Below are 21,657 nucleotides of genomic sequence, written 5' to 3'. Positions count from 1 at the left end.
GTCAACGGATAAAGCTGATTTATTGAGGCGTGTCTTTACGTGCCAGGTACGCTTCCACAGCTGCTCCGATGTCCTCGGCGTTGGGCAGTTCGTCGTTCTCGTCGGCAAGCAGGGAGCGGCGGACGATTCCCTCGGATTTCTCGTCGTAGCGGGTCTCCAGGTTCGCCACCACCGCCTGCACTTCTTCGGAAGCTGCGATCTGCTCAGCGATCTGCCGGCCAACCTCCCGCCCCGCTTCGCGCAGGCGGTCAGTGGGGAGCATCAGGGACGTCGCCGCCCCGAGGTATTCCAAGCCCGCCACTGCCGCGGGAGGGTACTCGGCCTCGGACAAGTAGTGCGGCACGTGGATGACGTAACCGGCGACGCTGCGTTCGGCCTCGGTGAGCCGAAGCTCGAGGATGTGGCCAATGGCTGCCGGCACCTCCACGGTGGGCTTCCAGCTGGAGATTCCTTCGATGAGCTCGGGCCTGTTGCCGTGCACCGTCACACCCACTGGCCGCGTGTGCGGCACAGGCATGGGGATTGAGTGGATCCATGTGACGAGGTTGACGTCCAGTTTCTCCACGATTCCGACCACGGCGCGGGCAAACCGCTCCCATTGCAGATCAGGTTCAAAACCGGCCAGCAGGAGGAAAGGCTGTCCCAGCCCATCCGTCAGCTTGTACAGGCCGAGCTTGGGCGCCTGGTAATCCTGCAGATGGTCCTCCACAAAGCTGATGTGGGGTCGGCGCGAGCGGTAGTCGATGAGCTGGTCGGCGTCGAACATGGCCACGACCTCGGCATCGAGCTCGTCCAACAGTTCCGCATTGATTTGCCGGACTACATGACCGGCATCGGCAAACCCCGTGAAGCCCATGACCATGTCCAGGCCGCGCAATTCGGGACTGTGGAAGGTCTCGATGTTGCTCGCGTAGAGCGCTTCAGGGTCCAGGAGGGTGCCGGATATCCGTTCAAACACGGCGTATTCCTTTCACGGGGCAAGTTCGGTTCTGTGGTTCGGGATGGTCTGTATGGTTACAACGCTGCACGCGGAGCTGGCATTCCTGCCCCCCATGTGCGGCAGCTCTCATTTAATTGCTGTCAGCGGTCGCTGAGAGACTACGATCGAAACGGGCCGACGTCCTCCAGTGACGCCCGGCCTGAAGACCAAGGCCGCCGTCGCACGTGGACGTCGGGCGCGTACCGGGGCAGGCCGCCTAACATGCGGCCCCGCCATGCAATGCAGAGAGAAGTGAGGACACATCCTCGTGGTCAAGACTACTGACATCATCCTGGGCATCATTGCCAAGGACCTGAAAAAGTCCCCCAGCGACGCACTCGTGATCGGAGTTGCACAAGGCACGGATGGGCCGGTGCTGCTTCCCAATCCGCTCAGTGCCAAGTCTGCCGAGTCTGTGGCAGGCTCCCTGAAGCTCCTGGGGATCAGCGGCGCGGCCGACCAGGTGCACCGCCTTCCCGGACTGCCCGAAACGGGCGCCGGAATTCTGGTCTTGGCGGGCGTGGGCAAACTTGCCAACGGCGGCAACCTCAGCGAAGAGGCTTTGCGCCGGGCCGCAGGATCGGCAGTGCGCCAGCTTGCAGGGCTGCCGTCGGTGACACTGGCTTTCCCGACGCCGGCACTCACGGATGTGGCAGCGGTCGCCGAAGGTGCCGCTTTGGGCGCCTATTCCTACACTGAGCACCGTTCCTCCACCGATGGCCTGAAGGCGCCGGTGGCCAAGGCACTGATCTTCTCTGACGTGGATGCAAAGACGGCCCAGCCTGCGCTCGATCGGGCAGTTGTCCTGGCCAGGGCAGTCAACGCCACCCGCACCTTGGTGAACCAACCGCCCAGCCACCTCTACCCTGAGTCGTTTGCCGAGTCCGCCAAGGAACTCGCCAAGGGCCTTCCGGTCAAGGTAACCGTCTGGGATGAGAAGCGCCTGGAGAAGGAGGGCTTTGGCGGCATCCTCGGCGTCGGCAAGGGCTCCACCCGCCAGCCGCGCCTGGTCAAGGTGGAATACGCTCCCGCCAAGGCCACCCGGAAGATTGCCCTCGTCGGAAAGGGCATCACCTTTGACACCGGTGGCATCTCCATCAAGCCCGCCCTCGGCATGGGCGACATGAAGAGCGACATGGCGGGCGCCGCCGTCGTCCTCAATACTGTCCTGGCGCTGGCTTCGCTGGGCCTGCCCATCAAGGCAACCGCCTGGCTCTGCATCGCAGAGAATATGCCGTCCGGTGCCGCAGCGCGGCCCGCCGATGTCTTCACCATCCACGGCGGCAAGACCGTGGAAGTACTGAACACCGACGCCGAGGGTCGCCTTGTGATGGCCGACGGACTCGTCGCCGCCAGCCTGGAGAAGCCGGATGTGATCATTGACGTCGCCACCCTGACGGGCGCGCAGCTGATCGCCCTGGGCCTGCGCACCGCTGGTGTGATGGGTTCGGATTCCGTCACGGCTGCACTCAAGTCCGCCGCCGACCGCGCAGGCGAACTGGTGTGGCCGATGCCGCTGCCGGAAGAACTCCGCCCAAGCCTGGACTCCCAGGTGGCAGACATCGCCAACATTGGTGAGCGCAACGGTGGCATGATGACCGCCGCGGTGTTCCTGCGCGAATTCGTGGGCAAGGACGATTCCGGCGAGCAAATCCCGTGGGCCCACGTGGACATTGCCGGCCCCTCCTTCAACAACGGCAGCCCCTACGGCTACACACCCAAGCAGGGCACCGGATGCACCGTCCGCACCCTGGTTGCCTACGCCGAGGACCTTTTGGCGGTTTCCGCCTAGCGGCACACTCCCCGCTTCCTCCGGGGTTGCGTGGTCCGGGCGATGACCCGGCAAGGACCACGCAACCCCGGAATTATGCGGCGTGTAGCGCTGTGTCACAAGTGAACGTGAGTCTCGACACAAGCGCTCCACAAACACCCGCAGAGGGTGGAGCATGGGTAGGTGGTTCGCTAAGGTGAACTCGATAGTCACAAATGCAAGAGAACTTAGGTGCTGGCATAATCACGGCAGAACAAGTTCCAAAGACCAGATGGCACGCAGTCCCGTGTCATCATTCACGCGAGGGAGCGTTTTAGTGGCCGATCAGGCAACTGCGCAAGAATTCGACATCCTGGTACTCGGTGGCGGCAGCGGCGGCTACGCCACTGCCCTGCGGGCCGTGCAGCTTGGGTTCACCGTTGGCCTTGTGGAAAAGGCAAAGCTCGGCGGAACCTGCCTGCACAATGGTTGCATCCCCACCAAGGCCCTCCTGCACTCGGCCGAACTGGCTGACCATGCACGCGATTCCGCCAAGTACGGCGTGAACGTCACGCTCGACAGCATCGACATGTCGGCCGTGAACGCCTACAAGGACGGCATCATCGCCGGCAAGTTCAAGGGCCTCCAGGGACTCATCAAGTCCAAGGGCATCACCGTTATCGAGGGTGAAGGCAAGCTCCAGGGCAACAACACCGTCGTAGTGAACGGCACGGCTTACACGGGCAAGAACATTGTCCTGGCCACCGGTTCCTACTCTCGGTCGCTCCCGGGCCTTGAAATCGGCGGCAAGGTCATCACCTCCGACCAGGCCCTCACCATGGACTACATCCCCAAGAGCGCCATCGTCCTCGGCGGCGGCGTCATCGGCGTCGAATTCGCTTCCGTATGGAAGTCCTTCGGCGTGGACGTCACCATCATCGAAGGCCTCCCCTCCTTGGTCCCCAACGAGGACGCCTCGATCGTGAAGAACCTCGAGCGTGCGTTCAAGAAGCGCGGCATCAAGTTCACCACTGGCATCTTCTTCCAGGGCGTCGAGCAGAACGACGACGGCGTCAAGGTCACCTTGGTTGATGGCCAGACCTTCGAAGCAGACCTCCTGCTCGTTGCAGTAGGCCGCGGTCCCGTGACCGCCAACCTGGGCTACGAAGAAGCCGGCATCACCATCGACCGTGGCTTCGTCATCACCAACGAGCGCCTCCACACCGGTGTCGGCAACATCTACGCCGTGGGCGACATCGTCCCGGGAGTCCAGCTCGCACACCGTGGCTACCAGCAGGGCATCTTCGTTGCCGAGGAGATCGCCGGCTTGAACCCGGCCATCGTCGAAGACATCAACATCCCCAAGGTCACGTACTGCGAACCTGAAATCGCCACGGTCGGTTACACCGAAAAGGCCGCCAAGGAGAAGTTCGGCGACGACCAGGTGCAGACCCAGGAATACAACCTTGCCGGAAACGGCAAGAGCTCCATCCTCGGCACTGGCGGCATCGTCAAGCTTGTCCGCCAGAAGGATGGCCCCGTAGTTGGTATCCACATGATTGGTTCACGTATGGGTGAACAGATCGGTGAAGCCCAGCTGATCGTGAACTGGGAAGCCTACCCGGAGGACGTGGCCCAGCTGGTCCACGCCCACCCGACCCAGAACGAAGCTTTGGGCGAAGCCCACCTCGCCCTCGCGGGCAAGCCGCTCCACGGCTAAGTCTTTACCCAAGACAAACGGGTCGGGTGCATGCGGCGGAATCTGCCGGATGCACCCGGCCCGGACCAGCAGAATTCATCCGCACAAAGATCAATAAGGAGAACGGGGACGACATGTCTGAATCCGTTAACTTGCCCGCCCTCGGTGAGAGTGTCACCGAAGGAACCGTCACCCGCTGGCTCAAGCAGGTTGGTGACCGGGTGGAGATCGACGAGCCGCTGCTCGAGGTTTCAACCGACAAAGTAGACACCGAAATCCCTTCTCCGATCTCAGGCGTCATCGAAGAAATCCTCGTCGCTGAAGACGAGACGGCTGAAGTTGGCGCACCCTTGGTCCGCATCGGCGATGGCTCCGGCTCAGCTGCAGAGGCCGCACCTGCGGCACCGGCTGAGGAAGCACCTGCCGCTCCCGCGGAAGAGGCCGCACCGGCCGCCGCAGAAGCTCCCGCCGCAGAAGAAGCTCCGGCTGCGGAAGCACCCGCCGCTTCGTCCGGCGAAGGCCACGAAGTCACCCTCCCCGCGTTGGGCGAGAGCGTCACCGAAGGCACCGTCACCCGCTGGCTCAAGGCCGTCGGTGACACCGTTGAGGTCGACGAGCCCCTTCTTGAGGTATCCACCGACAAGGTCGACACGGAGATCCCCTCCCCCGTTGCCGGTACCCTCCAGGAGATCCGCGTCAACGAGGACGAGACTGCTGAAGTCGGTTCCGTCCTGGCAATCATCGGCTCGGGCGCAGCCGCCCCGGCCGCCGCTCCGGCTCCGGCCGCCCCTGCTGCCGCTCCGGCTCCGGCCGCTCCTGCAGAAGCACCGGCAGCACCTGCCCCCGCTGCAGCAGCCCCGGCTCCCGCCGCCGCTCCGGCCGCCGCACCTGCTGCTCCTGCCGCCGAATCGGCTGGCTCCTCCGAATCCGGCTACGTCACTCCGTTGGTTCGCAAGCTTGCCAACCAGCACGGCGTTGACATTGCATCGGTCTCCGGCACCGGCGTTGGTGGACGTATCCGCAAGCAGGATGTGCTTGCCGCCGCGGAAGCCAAGCAGGCTGCCGCTGCACCGGCTGCCCCCGCTCCTGCCGCTGCGCCCGCAGCCAAGGCTGCTGCACCGGTCGTAGCGTCGTCGCTGCGCGGCACCACGGAGAAGGCTCCCCGCATCCGTCAGGTCATCGCCCGCCGCATGCGCGAGTCTCTTGAGGTCTCCACCCAGCTGACCCAGGTGCACGAGGTCGACATGACCAAGATCGCCAAGCTCCGCCTCAGGGCCAAGAACTCGTTCCAGGCCCAGAACGGCGTCAAGCTGACGTTCCTGCCGTTCATCGCCAAGGCTGTGGCCGAGGCACTGAAGCAGCACCCCAAGCTGAACGCTGCTTACGACGAGTCCAAGCAGGAAATCACCTACCACAACGCCGAACACCTGGCGATCGCCGTCGACACTGACAAGGGCCTTCTGGTTCCCGTCATCTCCGACGCCGGCAACCTGAACCTCGCCGGCCTTGCCGGGAAGATCGCTGATGTTGCAGGCCGCACCCGCGACGGCAAGATCGGCCCGGACGAGCTGTCCGGCGGTACGTTCAGCATCACCAACATCGGTTCTGTCGGTGCCCTGTTCGACACCCCGATCATCAACCAGCCGCAGGTGGGTATCCTCGGCACCGGTGCCATCGTCAAGCGCGCTGTTGTGGTTGCTGACGAAAACGGTGACGACTCGATCGCCATCCGCTCCATGATGTACCTGTCGCTGACGTACGACCACCGCCTGGTGGACGGCGCCGACGCCGGCCGGTTCCTTCAGACCCTCAAGGCACGCCTTGAAGAGGGCGCGTTCGAAGCAGACCTCGGTCTCTAAGTAGTTCCGTCTGCAGGTACTCCCGCAGATCCGGAAGGGGCAGGTTGCCGGGGAAACCCGGGGACCTGCCCCTTCCGCTTTTAACACCAGCGCGTGGCTTTGCTACAGGACGTAGAACCGACTGGATAAGCTAGGGCCATGAGTATTCTCTTCAACATTCTGGTGTTCTTGCACATCGTCGGCGCAGCCATGATCGTGGGCTACTGGATCGCCACCCTCAGGGAGCCAACCGTCCACCCGCGCCAGCGCGATGGTGCGTTCCTTCAGCTCCTGACCGGCATCGCCATGATGGGTGTGATCCCCTTCTTGCCGGACGCCGATCCCAACTACTTCAAGCTCGGCGTCAAGTTCGCCATTGCCGTGGCCGTGGCCGTGCTGGCGGTCATCGGCTCGCGCAAGGTCAAGAACGGTGAAGCTGTGTCTACCGGATTGGCTCACGGTGTGGGCGGCCTTGCCTTGGTGAACATAGCAATCGCCACTCTCTGGAACTAGCTCCCACGCCTGCATCCTGATGCAAGAGGCCGCCCCACCGTGCGCACAGCCCGGTGGGACGGCCTCCGCCGTTAAGTACGCTGCTACTCCTGGGCGATACAGAACTCGTTTCCCTCAGGATCATGCATGACGTCCCAGTGGAAATCCGCCACGTCGTGCCCCTCAATGAAGGTAGCGCCCAGGGACTCCGCCTTTCGCCGCAAGGCAGCGGCATCGGCGTCGTGAAGGTCCAGGTGAAGCCGGCGCCGTCCTTCGGTAGGTTCGTTGACCTGCTCGAACGCCAGTTGGGGAAGACCCGGTTCGGCTGGACGCAGCCAGATAAAACCTTCGTGCTCCGCTGCAACGGGCATGTCCAGCAGTTCAGACCAGAAAGCGGAGAGCCGGGCCGCATCCACGGCATTGACCATGATCGACGCGATTCTTGGGCCTCGGCGTTGCACGCCGGTTACGTGTTCTTTTGTATCCATGGCGCCAGTTTAGGGGGTCACAATCCACCGACAGCGGAATGACCGTGCAGTCCTTGGACCGAATCCCTAGGATTGAAAGCGGTGGCACGCGGCGGAGGCCGGGTGCCGGAATACAACGACCCAAGGAGTGGACATGGCAGCAACACGCACCGCACACACGGTATGGAACGGCAACCTCATTGAGGGCGCTGGAAACACCACGCTGGACAGCTCCGGCCTGGGTACGTTCGATGTCACCTGGAAGGCCCGCACGGAGCAGTCCGGCGGCAAGACCAGCCCGGAAGAACTGATCGCTGCAGCCCACTCCGCGTGCTTCTCCATGGCCTTCAGCCACGCCTTGGCCGGTGAAGGATTCACCGCCGAGGAAGTCAACACCAAGGCCGACGTGACCTTCGTTCCGGGCACCGGCATCACCGGCAGCCACCTGACGATGACCGCCAAGGTTCCGGGTCTTTCCCAAGAGGATTTCCGCCGTATCTCCGAGGACGCGAAGACGGGTTGCCCCGTTTCGGGCGCGCTGGCCAGCATCGAAATCACCTTGGACGCAACACTCGCCGAGTAGCCACAGCAAGCGCGCATTGCAGAGGGGCCAGAACCCCCGCGCTTGATGCAAAAGAACCCCGTCACCAGCTGGTGACGGGGTTCTTTGTGCTTACCGGGCTCTCTACTTCCGGGCCTGTGGCCGTGAAGGCAACGGCTCCGGCCGCAGCTTCCGGTAGCCTTCGCGCAGCGGGGGCCGGTCGGTAGGCAGCTCCTGGATCATTTCCTTGAGTGCACCGATACCGTACTCGAGCTGGGGATCCGTGCCGGCTGCGTACGCGTGCGGCGGGAAAAGTACTTCGATGTCAGGCTCAACGCCCCGGTTCTCAACGTCCCAGCCGATTCCGCCGCTGAACCAGGTGGCGTAGCGGGGCTGCGTGACGCCCGTACCGTCGGCCAGCGAGAAGCGGTTGTCGATTCCCACCACGCCACCCCAGGTCCGGGTCCCGATGACAGGCCCGATGCCCCTGAGTTTTGAGACCTGCGTGATGATGTCGCCATCGGAACCGGCAAATTCGTCGGTCAGGATGATGACAGGTCCTCGGGGTGCGTGGTCCGGGTAGGTCCGGGGCTTTTCGCCGCGCGGCATGCTCCAGCCGGTCACCTTGCGTCCAATCAGCTCGGCGACCAGTTGCGAGGTGTGTCCACCGCGGTTGCGGCGAACGTCCACTATCAGTCCGTCGAGTGCCGTTTCGGTATCCAGGTCACGGTGGAGCTGGGCCCAGCCGTTGGCCATCATGTCGGGGACGTGGAGGTAACCGAACTTGCCATTGGAAGCTTCACGGACGGTCCTGCGGTTCGCACGCACCCAGTCCTGGTAGCGGAGCCGTTCCTCATCACGGATGGGAACCACTGCCACACGTCGCTGCGCGCCAGCGGAACCGCCGTGTCCGTCACCGTTCAGAAGCGTCAGCTCCACAGTCCGTCCTGCTGCGCCCACCAGCTGCATCGCCGGCGTCAAGGCTGCCGAAAGCCCGACGCCGTCAACAGCCAGGAGCACGTCGCCCACCTTCGCGTCCACACCGGGTCGCGTTAAGGGCGAGGTAGCCAACGGATCCGATGATTCCCCTGCGAGGATCCGGGTGATTTCCCAACCCTTGCTACTGAGCTGCAGCTCGGCACCCAGCCGCCCCTGGCCATTCCGCCCCGGTTCGTTGACGGCTGCCGGACGCACGTAGGCGTGCGAGGTTCCCAACTCGCCGTGGAGCTCCCACAGCAGGTCAACGAGGTCGTCATGGGAGCCGAGGCGGTCCACGATCGGCCGGTACCTCTTGTAGACGGAGTCCCAGTCCTGGCCTGCCATGTCCGCGGTCCAGAAGAAGTCGCGCTGCAACCTCCAGGCTTCATCGAATGCCTGTCCCCAGGCCGCGACCGGGTCGAGGGTCACGCGGATCCTGTTGAGCTCCACTTTCACGTGTTCTGCCGAATCCTCCTCCACCTTGCTATCGGCGGGCACCGAGGTGACGCTCTTGTCCAGGATGTAAACCACCCGACGCAGGTCACCGGATAGCCGGTAGCTGTCCACTGCAGGAACGATGGTGGTGGACTTGCGCTTGGCGAGGTCATAACGCACCAAGGATGGCGCAGACTTCTTATCCTGGGGCGTGCCTTTGCCCTCGCCGGTAACGCCTGAAAGTTCAGTGTCCAACCACAGCAGTGCGCCCTCGCCGACGGCGAGGTGGGAATAGTTACCCTGCGGAACCGGAACGGTGATGACCCTGTGGGCCAGTCCTTCGGCATCCACGCGCACGTCCGGGATGTCGCCGTCGTCGGACTTTCCGGCATCCAGCGGCGCATCCTCAAGCGTATCTACCGAGGGTCCGAACGGCGACGGCGTATCCGCCGCCAGCGCCACCATGTACGGCTTGATGGGGCTGGGGAAGGAGAGGTCGAAGGAGTGACCGTCGTAGACGGGGTCGAAACTCCGGTTGGACAGGAATGCCAGGAATTTGCCGTCCGGGGTGAACCGGGGCCACTCGTCGCAGAAGCGGCCGTCAGTGACATCAATGATGCCCGGGCTGGCCTCGCCTGGGCGGGCAATCCTCAACTTGCTGCGTGAGCCAAAAGACGTGACCGGTTCGGACCAGGCGAGCCACTGCGAGTCGCCCGACCACGCGAACTGCTCGATGCTGCCATCGCCCACACTGACGAGCTTGACCAGCTTCCCGGTCGACGTATCAGCGACGAAAACATCACCAAAAGAGGTCCCGACGGCGATCCAGCGGCCATCAGGGCTCGGCTCCAAAGCGCTGGTTCGAGTGGGCTGCGGAAAGTCGATGCGGAGCTGGGCGGCGTCCTCGGGCGAAGGAACTGCATCAGAGGTAGAGACGCCGGCGGCCGTGTCGGGCGAGGGCGCAGCGTTGGCAGGAGTGTCGGCGTTGGCGACGGAAAGCGTTACCGGTGCGGCTGCCTCCCCGGCCGCTTTCGGTTGTCCCAAAACGTTTGAGGCGGAAACCGGCTTCGGCAGGGAATCGTCTTCCTTCGCCGGCGCCGGCGCCTCAGCGTCCTTGGATACCTCCACCGAGGCAGTCAGCCGTGCCGCAATGCGCTTGATGTAAAGCGCTTCGACTCCCCCGTGGTCCGCCACGTAGGCGATCCTGCCGTCGGTGAGCGGACGGGGCAGGCGTGCGCGGACACCGGGCGTGGCCTCCACCACCCGCGAGGGGCCGTCCTTGTGCCGAAGCCAGTGAATCGTACCGTGCGCTTCCACGGCGCTGGCCGTGCCTCCGGCATTCGGGAAGACATCGCCGAGGTGCGCGGAAGCCTTGAGGGGTGCGGGACGGCGCGCCGGTGAAGCTGAGCCGAGCGAGATCTCCAGCTTGGCCGGCTGCGCCTCAGCATCGAGGGAACGAAGGACCCACAGCTCGCCGGCAGACTCGAAGACGACCCGCTGGCCGTCCGTGCTGGCGTGCCGGACATAGAAGTCTTCGTGATCCGTGTGCCGCAGCAACCCGGAGCCATCGGGAAGGACTGAATAGAGATTGCCGTAACCTTCGTGGTCCGACAGGAAAGCGATCCTGCCCTTGACCCACAGGGGGTCGGTGACGTTTCCATCAACCTCCGGAATCAGCCGTTCAAACTCACCGTTGCCGTCGGCGTCGATCCACAGCTTGCCGGCAGTGCCGCCACGGTAACGCTTCCACCAGGCGGGTTCGCGGGAAAGAACGCTCGCCAGAACCACCGGCTTCTCGTCGCCGATCTCCGGCCCGAAAGCAACAGCCTCTACCGGACCAAAAGGAAGTTCAACGGCGGCGCCGCCGTCGAGCGGGAGGCTGTAGGCGTACGTGTGGCGGCTTTCCGCCTGCTGGAAGGCACTGGTAACTACTACGTGGCCCGCCGGAGTGAATCCCTTGACTTTCGTGGTGCTGTGCCCGAAGTAGCTCAGCTGCCGGTACCCTCCGCCGTCGACGTTGGCCGTGACGACTTCCGGGGACGTTCCCACCACGACCGTCCACACCAACCGTTTTCCATCCGGGGTGAACCGCGGGTTCCTTGCTTGAAGCTGCTGGGAGGAGACCCGCCAGGCGCGGCCCCCTTGGAGCGGTGCGACCCAGACGTCGTCTTCGGCCACGAAAGTGACCAGATCGCTGTGCACATGCGGGAAACGGAGGTAGCTGGAGGAGGTCATTGTTCGATCATAGTCAAGAGGCACCTGCCCTCGGCGGCAATGACAGGCGTTTCCGCCAGACGTTGGCCTTATGGTGAGATGGGTCATGCGCATCGTGATGTCCGGAGCTTCAGGAATGATTGGAACCGCCCTGGCCGGGCAATTGGCCGCCCAGGGCGATGAGGTTGTCCGGCTTGTGCGCCGGCCCGCCGCCACGCCCGGTGAATTCACCTGGGACCCCGCCAAGGGCGAGCTGGACGAAGCAGTCCTGGATGGCGTGGATGCTGTGGTCAACCTCTCCGGCGCCGGCATCGGGGACCGGCCATGGACGAAGAAGCGGATCGAAGTCCTCCGCGATTCCAGACTGCAAACCACGAACACGCTGACCGCGGCCATGGGGCGCCTTGCCAAGCCGCCCGCTGCCTTCATCAGCCAATCCGCCTCCGGTTATTACGGAGCGGACAGTACAGGCGTCCTCCGCGAGGATTCGCCCGCCGGCGGCGGCGTGCTGGGCCCGCTCTGCGTCGAGTGGGAAGGCGCTGCCAGGACGGCACCGGCGGGCGTCCGGGTAGTGACTCCCCGAACAGGTGTTGTGTTGAGTTCCGCGGGCGGAGCGTTGGGGCCCCTGCTCCCCCTGTTGAAGCTTGGGCTCGGGGGTCCTTTCGGGAACGGACGCCAGTACTGGCCATGGATCACCCTGCAGGACGAGGCAGCTGCCCTCGCTTTCCTCCTGAGGTCCGGACTCGAAGGTCCGGTCAACGTTTGCGCCCCGGAAAGTGCTGACGTCAACACGATCGTGAAGGCGCTGGCGAAGGCGTATCACCGGCCGGCGTTTTGCCGGGTGCCCCGCCCTGCCCTGCGTCTTGTCCTGGGGAAGCTGGCGGATGAACTCGTGCTGGCCAACCAACGTATGGAGCCCTCCCGCCTGGCCGAAGCAGGCTTCCACTGGCAACACCCGTCCCTGGCCGAAGCCATGGAGTGGCTGCGTAAGGACACTGACCACTAAGCGCAGCAGGGTTCCCGGACGGCCGGCTGTGATGCGGTCATTTGCCCGGCCCGGTTACTTCCGAAAGCCACCAGCGTCCATCCGCACGGATCAAGGTCAGGCGAAGGGCTTGGGACGCGCCGGCTGTTTGCGTCCGGACCACCGCGCCCGACGCATCACGTTCCTCATAAGCCGAGATGGCGGCCGTGACGTCTACCTGTACGCGGTCCACTTCCGGTGATGCGCCAACCGTTGCTCCCGACAGTTCAGTAGTGAACCCCCCGAACGTCGTGCCGGACAGCCGCAGCTGTTCGCGAAGCCCGTGATCCGACTCCGCAGCCGGGGAACCTTGGGCATTGACCAGGTCCAGCAGTTGGAGCCGTCCTTCCCTCAGCGCGAAGTCACGAACAGCTGAGAGGGCACCCACAGCGACCTCTGGATCATCGGCTGTGAGGGCTCCGGCGAGCCCTTCCGGAAGATCATCCGCCTTTGCAGGCTCCATGGATGGGCCGGGACCGGCAGACGGGCTGGCCGTTGGCTCAGCCTGGAAACTCCTTGGCTCGAGACCACCCCCTTGCCACAGGTTCCAAGCCATGACGCCGATCAGCGTGCCGCCCACCCCCCCCCAGAGCCACGCGGACAGCCAGGACGCTCCTGGAGGTACCGGGCCGTCGGGCTCCTGATTGTCCCTCCACCCGGGGCAACGGCAGGAGCCTGCGCATCCAAGAGTGCCCACGGCTTGCCCGGCGTGCCTGACGACCGTGCACTTCGCGCCGGGTGAGCAACTCAGGAATCACGGAATCATGCACCGCTCCGGACAGGTCAAGGGTCTCCGGGGCAGCACTCCTGAAGATAGCCGTGCCGAACTCCTTTGCCGTCGGCCGCATCTGCGGGTCCGGTGCCAACCCGGCCTCAAGGGCTGCGGCCAAGCCTTTCGGCACGTCAGGAACCAGCATTGACAATGGTGGCCTCACCTGGGGCGGCCCGGGTACGACGCCGGTCAGGCAGTACCAGCCGACTGCCGCCAAGGAGTACACGTCCCGTTGCGGCCGCAGCCCATGTTCTGAGGTCCCATGCGTGGATACCGGGCTGAACGGATCCTTGAATCCCGTGGTTCCGGCATCAAGGTTCTGATGCGTATCCCCCACCCTCACTGCAAGGCCCAGATCCGCCAGGACCGGCATGCCCACCGCTGTGAACAGGACGTTTCCCGGCGAAACGTCACCGTGCACGATACCGTTGAGGTGCAAATAGTCCAACGCCTGTGCAATGGGCGTCAGCACCGTCACTGTTTCGCCGACGCTCAACCGTTTTCTCCCCGGCACCAGGTTCGCCAGCGATCCCCCTGCGGCGTAATCCATAACGATCCCGGCCGTCCCGCCGGAACCATCATCCGCTGGGAGGACCTCGTGGATGCGCACAAGATGTTGGTGCACCAGGTGCGACAGCAGCGTGACCTCGCGGGCGGCGCTCCCCAAGGCTTCAGCCTGCACTTCTCCACGCGGACATTTGACCGCCAACAGGGCCCGGTCGCTGAGCCGGTTGACGAGCCAGACGTCGGAGCTGCTGCCCTGACCCAGGAGTCGGGAAATTTCGTAGCCCGGAAGCAGGGGTGCCACGGCATTGGCGGTTTCCAGAGTTTCCATGGATCAGGTCTACCGGACCTTGCGATTCTCTGCAGAAGTTATCCACAGCCACGGCACTTTTGCCGTTGTCGCACTTGTCGCGACAGCACGTGATGCGACTGAGAGCTTCACCACAAAACCATGGGCAATCCCCTGCTGGGTCTAAGCTTGAACGCATGACTCTTGAGTTTTCACAACTGGGTCTTGCCCCGGATTTCGTTGACTACGTACAGGGCTGGGACCTGCAGCGCGAGATCCACAACAAAGTTGTTGCGGGTGAGCAGAACAGCACCGTCCTGCTTCTGGAGCACGCCGCCGTTTACACTGCCGGCAAGCTCACGGAAGATCACGAGCGGCCCTTCGATGGAACCCCCGTGGTTCCCGTGGACCGTGGCGGCAAATTGACGTGGCACGGTCCCGGTCAGCTGATCGCTTACCCGATCCTCAAACTGAAAAACCGAGCCGGCATCCGCGACTACGTCGAGCGCCTCGAGGCCATCATGATCGCCGTCATGGTCGACTACGGAATCAAAGCCGTCACCGTCAAGGGCCGCGCTGGAGTATGGATCCTTGCCGACGACAAGGGACCGGACCGGAAGATAGCCGCAATCGGCATCCGCGTCCTGGAGGGTGTCACCATGCACGGCGTCGCCATCAACTGCAGCAATGACCTGGCACCCTACGACCAAATCATTGCCTGTGGAATCACTGACGCCAGCGTCACCACCATGACGCTGGAAACCGGCCGGACCATCAATCCCGCCGATATCGTTGACCGCTTCGTGGAAGAATTCCGCAAGCATGAAGAAGCACTCGTTTCCACCCCCGAAGGAGCACTCCAGTGACCTTGGCACCTGAAGGCCGTAAGTTGCTGCGCGTTGAGCAGCGTAATTCTGCGGTACCGGTTGAACGTAAGCCTGAGTGGATCAAGGCCAAGGTCCAGATGGGGCCTGAGTTTGTCCAGCTCAAGAACCTGGTGAAGAAGGAAGGCCTGCACACAGTCTGTGAAGAGGCCGGCTGCCCAAACATTTTCGAGTGCTGGGAAGATAAGGAAGCGACGTTCCTGATCGGCGGGTCCGAGTGCACCCGGCGCTGTGATTTCTGCCAGATCGACACCGGCAAGCCCTCCCCGGTGGACATGTTCGAACCCACCAAGGTGGCCCGGAGTGTCCAGGCGATGCAGTTGCGCTACGCCACCGTGACCGGGGTGGCCCGTGATGACCTGGCCGATGAGGGTGTCTGGTTGTACGCCGAAACGGTCCGGAAGATCCATGAACTGAACCCGGGCACCGGGGTGGAGTTGCTGATCCCGGACTTCTCCGGCAAGCCTGAGCACATCGCGGCGATCTGTGATTCCAAGCCCGAGGTGTTCGCCCACAACGTCGAGACCGTGCCGAGGATTTTCAAGCGGATCCGTCCGGCGTTCCGGTACGAGAGGTCCCTGGATGTCATTACCCAGGGCCGGGATCTGGGCATGGTGACCAAGTCGAACCTGATCCTGGGCATGGGCGAGACCCGGGAGGAAATCTCCGAGGCCCTGCGCGACCTGCACCAGGCCGGTTGTGACCTGATCACCATCACCCAGTACCTTCGCCCGTCCGAACGGCACTTGCCGGTGGACCGGTGGGTCAAGCCGCAGGAATTCGTGGACCTCCAGCACGAAGCCGAAGAGATCGGCTTCCTCGGTGTCATGTCCGGGCCGTTGGTGCGGTCCTCATACCGGGCCGGCCGCTTGTGGGCCACCGCGATGCGGAAGAAGGGCTGGGAAATCCCCGAAGCCCTGGCACACATCGAGTCCTCCGGCACCACCCGCCAGGAAGCCTCCACCATCCTCGCCGCCCACGGCTAACCCAAAACGGCACAGAAGTAACAGCAAGCAGTTCTGAAGGACCGGATGCCCCACGTAACGGCGTCCGGTCCTTCGACGTACATCACGTAGAATTAAGGCACTATGGCGAACTCCTCTGATTCCAGCAATTCGACCCCCTCGGCCGACGCACCCAAGCGTGGGCTGTTCCAGCGCAAGCCCAAGGAAGCCAAGGCCAAGAAGCCGAGCCAGCTGAAGCAGATCGCTGAAGTCTTCAAGATGACCCGGCGAAATGATCCCCAGGTTGTCTGGATCATGCTGCTGGCATTCCTCGCTGTGGTTGCCGTTGCCTTCCTTATCGGCTTCCTGTTGGAGAACTGGGTCACCGGCCTGATCATCGGTATCCCTTTGGGCCTTCTCGCAGCCGTCTTTATCCTTTCCCGCCGCGCGGAGAAAGCCGCCTTCGCGCAAATCGAGAACCAGCCCGGCGCCTCCGGTGCTGCATTGGGCACGCTTCGGCGCGGGTGGGTCACCCAGGATCAGCCGGTTGCTGTCAACCCCCGCACCCAGGATGCCGTCTTCATGGCGATCGGACGTCCCGGCGTCGTTCTCGTCAGCGAAGGACCCAGCCACCGCGTGAAGACGCTGGTGGATGCGGAGCGCAAGCGCCTTACGCGCATCCTCCCCAACGTCACCATCCACGTCCTGGAGTCAGGCCGCGGCGAGGGCCAGGTCCCTCTCAACAAACTTGCTAAGACCATGGGCAAGATGAAGAACGAACTGACCAAGGTTGAGGTCAACGCAGTTTCCAAGCGCATCAACTCCCTTGGCAACCGTCTCCCGATCCCCAAGGGCATCGACCCCTACAAAGCTCGTCCCGACCGCAAAGCCGCACGCGGCCGCTGATATTCCTGAACCAGGCACAAAACCGCCCCCGCCTCTGGGTAACAGAGGCGGGGGCGGTTTGTTTTGTCGTTGGTCCGGGGACAACCGGCGGTCTTCACCGCCCGGTCCCACAGAATCACATGCGGATAAGGATGGTGTTCATGGCTTTGTCGTGAAGACCGCGTTGGTCGGGATCGAAAACAACGGCCGGTATGACCAGGCACAGCAGGAGGGTTCGCACTACGGCGGCCAGCGGGCCTGCAGGACCGCCGCCCAAGCGGACCACATGGATACCGGCAATCCTGTGTCCCACGCTGTATCCCAACGTGCCGATCAGCAGGATCTGTTCCACGGCAAAAATGGCCAGCGTTGCCCACTGATTTCCGCCGAAGGCAAAGTTGCTGATGACCAAGGCGATGGTCCAGTCGATCACGATGCCGAGGATCCGGCGCCCGGCACGCGCCATGGAGCCAGGACCGGACTCGGGCAGGCCGAGCCTTTCACCAGGATATTTGGAGATGCCGGAAGTGTCCGGACCGCTCAACCAGGAGCCAATGTCTTTTCGATCTACCACCCTCCAAGCCTACCGCTGGAGGATGGTTGGGCATGCCGGGCGGAGGCCCCGGGACAGAGTCCGAACCGGCCGGGTGTTCGACCAGCGGACCCGCGTGGACCTGGCACCGGAAAGCAGACTACCGTTTACACAACAGATGATTCTGTAACCTGCCGGAAACAATACTGACACCCCCGGGAAATCCCACCTCCCTATGGTGGTATGAGTTGCCAGCCGCCATGGCAAGGGGACCGTTTTGTGTTTCCTGCGTCTTGGTCTGGGCTGCACCACGCGGCCTTCCGGGCCTGTTACTTGATATGCATAAGGAGCATAGATGTTCAAGACTGCGGACGAAGTCCTCAAGTTCATCAAAGACGAAGACGTCAAATTCGTCGATATCCGCTTCACCGACCTTCCTGGTGTCCAGCAGCACTTCAATGTGCCTGCCAAGAGCGTTGACCTGGACTTCTTCGTCCACGGCCAGCTCTTCGACGGATCCTCCATCCGCGGCTTCCAGGGCATTGCCGAGTCGGACATGCAGCTCATCCCGGATGTGACCTCGGCCTTCATCGACACCTTCCGCATCGAGAAGACCCTTGCCCTGAACTTCTCCATCGTGAACCCCCGCACGGGCGACCCTTACCACCGCGACCCCCGTGGCGTGGCAGAGAAGGCAGAGGCCTACCTGGCTTCCACCGGCATCGCCGACACCGCATTCTTCGCGCCGGAAGCCGAGTTCTTCGTCTTCGACAACATCCAGTACGAGTCTTCCCCGCAGGGCAGCTTCTACAAGATCGACTCTGAAGAAGCACACTGGAACACGGGCCGCAAGGAAGAAGGCGGCAACCTCGGTTACAAGACCCCCGTCAAGGGCGGTTACTTCCCGGTGTCCCCCACCGACAAGCAGGCTGACCTCCGCGACGCCATGTGCGTTGAGCTGGACAAGGCCGGCCTCGAGGTCGAGCGTTCCCACCACGAAGTTGGTTCTGCCGGCCAGGCGGAGATCAACTACAAGTTCACCACCCTGACCGCAGCTGCTGATGACCTGCAGAAGTTCAAGTACGTCATCAAGAACACCGCTGACGCCTGGGGCAAGTCCGTGACGTTCATGCCGAAGCCCGTCTTCGGCGACAACGGCTCCGGCATGCACTGCCACCAGTCGCTGTGGAGCAACGGCGATCCCCTGTTTTACGACGAGAAGGGCTACGCCGGGCTCTCCGACACCGCCCGTTGGTACATCGGCGGCCTGCTCAAGCACTCCTCGGCAGTTCTGGCGTTCACCAACCCGACCGTCAACTCCTACCGCCGCCTGGTCAAGGGCTTCGAGGCTCCCGTGAACATGGTTTACTCGCAGGGCAACCGCTCTGCCGGTATCCGCATCCCGATCACGGGCACCAACCCGAAGGCCAAGCGCATCGAGTTCCGCGCTCCGGACCCCTCGTCCAACCCGTACCTGGCGTTCGCCGCACAGCTGATGGCCGGAATCGACGGCATCCGCAACCGCATCGAACCCCCGGCTCCCATCGACAAGGACCTCTACGAGCTCCCGGCCGAAGAAGCCAAGGACATCCCCAAGGCTCCGGGTTCCTTGGAAGAAGCCCTGGAGGCCCTGCGCGAGGACAACGAGTTCCTGCAGGCCGGCGGCGTCTTCACCCAGGACCTCATCGATACTTGGATTGACTACAAGTACGAAAACGAGATCCGCCCGCTGTCGCTCCGCCCGAACCCCTACGAGTTCGAGCTCTACTACGGCGTCTAAGCCCTTGGGCACATACTGAGAAGGCCAGCCCCATCCGCGAGGATGGGGCTGGCCTTTTTCAATGCGCAGGGATTACTGCCCAGGCTTCCCCTGTTCACGGTCCCTGATGTTCCGGGTGATCTCATCCAACTTCTCTTTCACGAAGCTTGCTGCCTCGGAAAGACCCTTTTCTGCGCTTCCCAAGGGGTCGAGCTGGAGATAGACCTTGTGGTCGATCGACAGGTCGTATTCATCCTTCAGATGCGTTCCGCCGCCGACTCCGTCGAGAGACAGATAGACGAGGGCCTCAGTCCGGGCGATGCCTGCGATGGTGCCGAAGACAACTGTGAAGTCATTTGGTTGAAAGCTAACCGATTGACCCACGTGGCGCCGGTCGAGTTCTCCGGCAGGAATTGCCCTTTCAGTGGGGCTTCCGTTGTATTCCATGGACGTTCCCTCCGATTCGAGATCAGTGACACGCCAAGTCTATAAGGTTGCTTAGTTTTATGTGCAACGCGTGACTCCGGCCAGCCAACGGCGATGCATACCGCGTCACAGGAAGGACTTGAACATCGTCCTCTGCGGTCCGGAATTGCCGCCCGAATACCGCCCGGCGTCCACAAAGCCGGCCTTCTTGTAGGCGGCCAACCCTGCAGGGTTGCGCTCATTGACAGAAAGCACGACGCCGGACTGGCCGCCTCCCAGCCTCGCTGTCAGCTTGCGGGCTTCGGCCACGGCAGCGCGGGCAGCCCGGGTACCCAGACCACGCCCCTGGCTCCCGGCGTCGATAAGGAAACCCCTGAGCAGCCATGCCGAATCGTCATCTCCCCAGCCCGCCAGCGACGCCGCACCGGTCTGCAGTGTCAGCACCCCTACACCCACACCACCCGACTCAATGACAAAGGGCAGCCTGGACTCCTCCTCCAGAGCTATCAGCATCATGCGCAACGGATCCCCCACAAACTCCCGCTGCCCATCCCCAACGGACAGTTCAGCCACGGCGCCAAGCTGGATGGCACGGGCGTCGGCGTCGAGCATCTTCAGCGGAATCAACCACACATCGCCAACAGGATCTTGATCGCTTCCGATTGAAAAAGCTTTTTTTGAGTCATATTCACGCATTAAGTGCTTTCCTCCCCTTAGGGTTGTCTCAACAGTTTCCTACGGCAAAGGAACCCTTCGATGAGCCAGCCCAACGTCATCCTGATCTGCGTTGACGAATGGAGGGGCGACTGCCTGTCCTCGGACGGTCACCCTTATGTGGAGACACCCCACCTCGACGAACTCGCCAGGAACGGCGTCCGATTCTCCAAAGGCTATTCTGCTACGCCGTCGTGTGTGCCAGCCCGCGCAGCACTGTTCACCGGACAGTCCCAGGAGAGGCATGGCCGGGTTGGCTACAACGATGGCGTTCCTTTCCATGCGGTCCACCCGGTGACGGTACAGGAGGAGTTCAGAAAGGGCGGGTACCACACGCAGGCCATAGGAAAGATGCACGTGTGGCCCGAACGCTCCAGGCTCGGTTTCGACGACGTCATCCTCCACGATGGCTACCTCCACCACGCCCGCCGGGAGCACCAACAGCATTTCGCGATGTTTGATGACTACGTGCCATGGCTCCGCAGGCAACCCGGCATGGGCCCCGACGCCGAGTACTTCGACCACGGCGTCAACTGCAATTCCATCGTCGCCCGCCCGTGGGACAAGGCTGAAAGTCTGCACCCGTCGCACTGGGTCGGCACGCAAGCCATTGAATGGATGCACCGCCGGGACCCCGTGAAGCCCTTTTTCCTGTATCTGTCCTTCCACCGCCCCCATCCGCCGTACGATCCGCCGTCGTGGGCTTTCGAACAGTACCTCGGCATTCCCGCCTACGAAGCCGTGGAGGGCAACTGGGAACACCACTGGGACGCCCACCGGCAGGACAGCGACTACCAAGCCAGCTACGGCACCATTCCCGACCACGTTGTACATAGAGCCAGAGCGGGGTACTACGGCCTGATGGCCCAGATTGATCTGCAGATCAACCGGATCAAAGAGTCGCTGGCGGACTTCGGTCTCGACCTGAATACCGTGATCGCTTTTACCAGTGACCACGGGGAGATGATGGGCGATCACCATATGTTCCGCAAGGCCGTGCCCTATGAGGGGTCGGCCCGGGTCCCGTTCATCATCGCCAATGCACCCACCGCGGAGCATGCCGTCCGCGGAGCCGTGGTGGACCACGTAGTGGAACTCAGGGACATCATGCCCACTCTGCTGGAACTCGCCGGACTCCCGATCCCCGATTCCGTGGACGGCAAGTCCCTGGCATCAATCATCCGTGGTGAAAACACTGACGCCGTTCGGGAGGTACTGCACGGCGAACACGTGTACTGGGGGCAAAACCTGCACTGGCTGACGGACGGCCGTTACAAGTACATATGGGGCTCGGCCGAAGGCACTGAGGAACTGTTCGACCTCGACGCCGATCCGCAGGAACGCAACAACCTCGCCGACGACGCAACCCATCAGGCGGAATTGACGATGTGGCGCCAACGCATGGTGGAGGCACTGACAGACCGCGAAGAAGGGTACGTCGTTGACGGCGAGCTGGTCACCGGGGTGCCGGTGGTGACGATGCTGCGGCATGCCCGGGAGCTGGCCGCCTCGGCCGCTGTCACGAGGTAAC

General features: G+C 63.1%; 19 protein-coding genes. 11 read left to right on the top strand and 8 right to left on the bottom strand.

Annotated features, from left to right (window positions below; all coding sequences use genetic code 11):
• Window positions 1-19: 19 nt before the first annotated feature.
• Entirely contained in the window at window positions 20-958 is a 939-nt protein-coding gene (locus HMI60_RS01405; RefSeq protein ID WP_018778709.1) for a proteasome assembly chaperone family protein, read from the bottom strand.
• Window positions 959-1,247: 289 nt separating this feature from the next.
• Between HMI60_RS01405 and HMI60_RS01400 the strand changes: the two genes are divergently transcribed.
• From HMI60_RS01400 to HMI60_RS01385, 4 genes are all read left to right on the top strand, one after another.
• Window positions 1,248-2,771 (top strand): leucyl aminopeptidase, encoded by a 1,524-nt coding sequence (locus HMI60_RS01400; RefSeq protein ID WP_018778710.1) that lies wholly within the window; start codon window positions 1,248-1,250, stop codon window positions 2,769-2,771.
• Between the two features lie 295 nt (window positions 2,772-3,066).
• Window positions 3,067-4,449, top strand: coding sequence for a dihydrolipoyl dehydrogenase (lpdA, locus tag HMI60_RS01395; protein ID WP_018778711.1), 1,383 nt, complete (start codon window positions 3,067-3,069; stop codon window positions 4,447-4,449).
• Window positions 4,450-4,562: 113 nt separating this feature from the next.
• Entirely contained in the window at window positions 4,563-6,287 is a 1,725-nt protein-coding gene (gene sucB / locus HMI60_RS01390; RefSeq protein WP_193590412.1) for a 2-oxoglutarate dehydrogenase, E2 component, dihydrolipoamide succinyltransferase, read from the top strand.
• A gap of 138 nt (window positions 6,288-6,425) precedes the next feature.
• Complete coding sequence (locus HMI60_RS01385; RefSeq protein WP_018778713.1) at window positions 6,426-6,779, top strand: hypothetical protein; 354 nt, start codon at window positions 6,426-6,428, stop codon at window positions 6,777-6,779.
• Between the two features lie 83 nt (window positions 6,780-6,862).
• Here the strand turns inward: HMI60_RS01385 and HMI60_RS01380 are convergent, their stop codons facing one another.
• Complete coding sequence (locus HMI60_RS01380) at window positions 6,863-7,246, bottom strand: VOC family protein (protein ID WP_193590411.1); 384 nt, start codon at window positions 7,244-7,246, stop codon at window positions 6,863-6,865.
• A gap of 133 nt (window positions 7,247-7,379) precedes the next feature.
• Between HMI60_RS01380 and HMI60_RS01375 the strand changes: the two genes are divergently transcribed.
• Complete coding sequence (locus HMI60_RS01375; RefSeq protein WP_018778715.1) at window positions 7,380-7,808, top strand: OsmC family protein; 429 nt, start codon at window positions 7,380-7,382, stop codon at window positions 7,806-7,808.
• A 102-nt stretch (window positions 7,809-7,910) separates the two neighbouring features.
• Here HMI60_RS01375 and HMI60_RS01370 read toward each other — a convergent pair whose 3' ends face one another.
• A complete protein-coding gene (locus tag HMI60_RS01370) occupies window positions 7,911-11,414 on the bottom strand; it encodes a S41 family peptidase (protein ID WP_193590410.1) in 3,504 nt (1,167 codons plus the stop codon).
• A gap of 85 nt (window positions 11,415-11,499) precedes the next feature.
• Between HMI60_RS01370 and HMI60_RS01365 the strand changes: the two genes are divergently transcribed.
• On the top strand, window positions 11,500-12,399 hold the full coding sequence (locus HMI60_RS01365; RefSeq protein ID WP_193590409.1) for a TIGR01777 family oxidoreductase: 900 nt from the start codon (window positions 11,500-11,502) through the stop codon (window positions 12,397-12,399).
• A gap of 37 nt (window positions 12,400-12,436) precedes the next feature.
• Here HMI60_RS01365 and HMI60_RS20965 read toward each other — a convergent pair whose 3' ends face one another.
• Entirely contained in the window at window positions 12,437-12,880 is a 444-nt protein-coding gene (locus HMI60_RS20965) for a hypothetical protein (protein WP_227453632.1), read from the bottom strand.
• A gap of 37 nt (window positions 12,881-12,917) precedes the next feature.
• Complete coding sequence (locus tag HMI60_RS01360; protein ID WP_227453631.1) at window positions 12,918-14,024, bottom strand: serine/threonine-protein kinase; 1,107 nt, start codon at window positions 14,022-14,024, stop codon at window positions 12,918-12,920.
• Window positions 14,025-14,179: 155 nt separating this feature from the next.
• Here HMI60_RS01360 and lipB point away from each other — a divergent pair, with 155 nt between their 5' ends.
• The 3 genes from lipB (at window position 14,180) to HMI60_RS01345 (ending at window position 16,716) form a co-directional block, all read left to right on the top strand.
• A complete protein-coding gene (lipB, locus tag HMI60_RS01355) occupies window positions 14,180-14,848 on the top strand; it encodes a lipoyl(octanoyl) transferase LipB (RefSeq protein ID WP_018778719.1) in 669 nt (222 codons plus the stop codon).
• On the top strand, window positions 14,845-15,852 hold the full coding sequence (gene lipA / locus HMI60_RS01350) for a lipoyl synthase (RefSeq protein WP_064722886.1): 1,008 nt from the start codon (window positions 14,845-14,847) through the stop codon (window positions 15,850-15,852). Before lipB ends, lipA begins: the two co-directional genes overlap by 4 nt.
• 102 nt (window positions 15,853-15,954) lie before the next feature.
• A complete protein-coding gene (locus HMI60_RS01345; protein ID WP_018779321.1) occupies window positions 15,955-16,716 on the top strand; it encodes a DUF4191 domain-containing protein in 762 nt (253 codons plus the stop codon).
• Between the two features lie 115 nt (window positions 16,717-16,831).
• On the opposite strand, the gene HMI60_RS01340 is transcribed toward HMI60_RS01345, so the two are convergent.
• Window positions 16,832-17,269: an RDD family protein gene (locus HMI60_RS01340; protein ID WP_055977749.1), complete on the bottom strand. Its 438-nt coding sequence runs from the start codon at window positions 17,267-17,269 to the stop codon at window positions 16,832-16,834.
• Between the two features lie 313 nt (window positions 17,270-17,582).
• Between HMI60_RS01340 and glnA the strand changes: the two genes are divergently transcribed.
• Window positions 17,583-19,007 (top strand): type I glutamate--ammonia ligase, encoded by a 1,425-nt coding sequence (glnA, locus tag HMI60_RS01335; protein ID WP_018779319.1) that lies wholly within the window; start codon window positions 17,583-17,585, stop codon window positions 19,005-19,007.
• A 72-nt stretch (window positions 19,008-19,079) separates the two neighbouring features.
• On the opposite strand, the gene HMI60_RS01330 is transcribed toward glnA, so the two are convergent.
• The gene (locus HMI60_RS01330; protein ID WP_064723205.1) at window positions 19,080-19,433 is read right to left on the bottom strand and encodes a hypothetical protein; all 354 of its coding nucleotides are present in this window, start codon (window positions 19,431-19,433) and stop codon (window positions 19,080-19,082) included.
• 105 nt (window positions 19,434-19,538) lie between these two features.
• Window positions 19,539-20,108, bottom strand: a complete 570-nt coding sequence (locus tag HMI60_RS01325) for a GNAT family N-acetyltransferase (RefSeq protein WP_055977755.1) — start codon at window positions 20,106-20,108, stop codon at window positions 19,539-19,541.
• A gap of 60 nt (window positions 20,109-20,168) precedes the next feature.
• Here HMI60_RS01325 and HMI60_RS01320 point away from each other — a divergent pair, with 60 nt between their 5' ends.
• Entirely contained in the window at window positions 20,169-21,656 is a 1,488-nt protein-coding gene (locus HMI60_RS01320) for an arylsulfatase (protein ID WP_193590408.1), read from the top strand.
• Window position 21,657: the final 1 nt, after the last annotated feature.

Source organism: Paenarthrobacter sp. YJN-D (genome assembly GCF_015040335.1).
GTDB lineage: Bacteria > Actinomycetota > Actinomycetes > Actinomycetales > Micrococcaceae > Arthrobacter > Arthrobacter nicotinovorans.
This window is presented reverse-complemented; position numbering and strand designations above follow the sequence as displayed.

Bases quoted from the DNA above. Each gene is read 5' to 3' on its own strand.
- HMI60_RS01320 (WP_193590408.1), top strand. From the start codon at position 20,169: ATGAGCCAGCCCAACGTCATCCTGATCTGCGTTGACGAATGGAGGGGC.
- HMI60_RS01365 (WP_193590409.1), top strand. From the start codon at position 11,500: ATGCGCATCGTGATGTCCGGAGCTTCAGGAATGATTGGAACCGCCCTG.
- sucB (WP_193590412.1), top strand. From the start codon at position 4,563: ATGTCTGAATCCGTTAACTTGCCCGCCCTCGGTGAGAGTGTCACCGAA.
- lipB (WP_018778719.1), top strand. From the start codon at position 14,180: ATGACTCTTGAGTTTTCACAACTGGGTCTTGCCCCGGATTTCGTTGAC.
- HMI60_RS01330 (WP_064723205.1), bottom strand. From the start codon at position 19,433: ATGGAATACAACGGAAGCCCCACTGAAAGGGCAATTCCTGCCGGAGAA.
- HMI60_RS01370 (WP_193590410.1), bottom strand. From the start codon at position 11,414: ATGACCTCCTCCAGCTACCTCCGTTTCCCGCATGTGCACAGCGATCTG.
- HMI60_RS01360 (WP_227453631.1), bottom strand. From the start codon at position 14,024: ATGGAAACTCTGGAAACCGCCAATGCCGTGGCACCCCTGCTTCCGGGC.
- glnA (WP_018779319.1), top strand. From the start codon at position 17,583: ATGTTCAAGACTGCGGACGAAGTCCTCAAGTTCATCAAAGACGAAGAC.
- HMI60_RS01380 (WP_193590411.1), bottom strand. From the start codon at position 7,246: ATGGATACAAAAGAACACGTAACCGGCGTGCAACGCCGAGGCCCAAGA.
- HMI60_RS01345 (WP_018779321.1), top strand. From the start codon at position 15,955: ATGGCGAACTCCTCTGATTCCAGCAATTCGACCCCCTCGGCCGACGCA.
- HMI60_RS01385 (WP_018778713.1), top strand. From the start codon at position 6,426: ATGAGTATTCTCTTCAACATTCTGGTGTTCTTGCACATCGTCGGCGCA.
- HMI60_RS01325 (WP_055977755.1), bottom strand. From the start codon at position 20,108: ATGCGTGAATATGACTCAAAAAAAGCTTTTTCAATCGGAAGCGATCAA.
- HMI60_RS20965 (WP_227453632.1), bottom strand. From the start codon at position 12,880: ATGGAGCCTGCAAAGGCGGATGATCTTCCGGAAGGGCTCGCCGGAGCC.
- HMI60_RS01375 (WP_018778715.1), top strand. From the start codon at position 7,380: ATGGCAGCAACACGCACCGCACACACGGTATGGAACGGCAACCTCATT.